The following is a 1,110-nucleotide window of genomic DNA, read 5'->3' on the forward strand; positions in this document are numbered from 1 at the left end:
CGCCGCCATTGCGGGTGCCTCGGTTTCGCTCGTTCCTCACAACCTCGTTGCAACACACTACATGTACAGATACAACCGTTATTACGTCAGCGCACCCGCGCTACAAAAAACCTACCCTTTAATCCCGGTGGTCTTTCACGATCATGATGATCATGCTGAGGATGAAGGCTAGGAAGATGGTGATGATGGCGAAAACGCTGCTGTTATAAAGCCGGTTAGGCTCTGTGGGGTACTCTGGGAATAGCGGGCTTTGCAACACGCTAACCTGTTTGAGCTGTCGAGCGGCTTCTAAGCGGGTGTTTTCTAGTGCAGCTAGGGCGCTGGAGTAGGTTTCCTGGGCGAACTGGGCCTGTAGTTCTAAGGTTTCATACTCAGCAGAAATGCGGTTAAGCGAATTGCCCGCTGCTTGCGCTAGGCGGTCGCGCTGTTCGACAATTTGGTCGCGCAGCGCTTCGATGCTGCGCTCTACTTGGCGAAGCTCTGAAGATTGCGAGCTTTGGAAACTTGCTAGCGCGTTGCGCTGAGCCTGGAGGCGGGCTAGATCACCTTCAAGCGTAGCGACTACTTGATTGATGCTTTCTACCGTTGATGTTGGAGATACTAAGCCGTATTCGTTTTGGAAATCGAGTAGTTCAGAACGCGTATCGCGAAAGCGCTCTTCTAGACGCACCATTTGCTGTTCTAAGAAACGAACCTGCTCTTCTGCTAGCCTATGACCCATTGCATTCATATGATCCTCACCCGCTTCTAGCAGCAATGATGCCATATCATAGGCGAACTCTGGCGTATAACCCTGGACATGAATATTGAGCACGCCGGCATATTCGTCCAGTTCAACTTCAACTCGACGAAGATAGTAACTATGTAAGTCTTCAATCGGCGCTTCCGCATCACGTAGTTTGGCAAAAAAGTCGCCGTGCTCGTTGTAATGCTGACGAATGCCTAGCTGCTCATCTAATAGTCGCAGCATATCAACTGATAGCAAATGCTCTCGTAGTAGTAATAAATCTGCGGTATTGCCCGCGCCGCCACCCATCAGCGATGACAAGCTAAATTCTGGGGTTGCCACTTGGGGACTTTCTAGCACCACCGTAGCCCGAGATACATAGC

At 50.8% G+C, this 1,110-nt stretch carries 1 protein-coding gene; it reads right to left on the reverse strand.

Features of this window, described 5'->3' with window-relative positions; all coding sequences use genetic code 11:
• Nucleotides 1-118: 118 nt before the first annotated feature.
• The coding region (locus tag INT22_RS07900) for a chain-length determining protein (protein ID WP_226912511.1) at nucleotides 119-1,110 on the reverse strand (992 nt) is incomplete at its 5' end.

The organism is Halomonas sp. 3D7M, from assembly GCF_014897885.1.
Classification (GTDB): domain Bacteria; phylum Pseudomonadota; class Gammaproteobacteria; order Pseudomonadales; family Halomonadaceae; genus Vreelandella.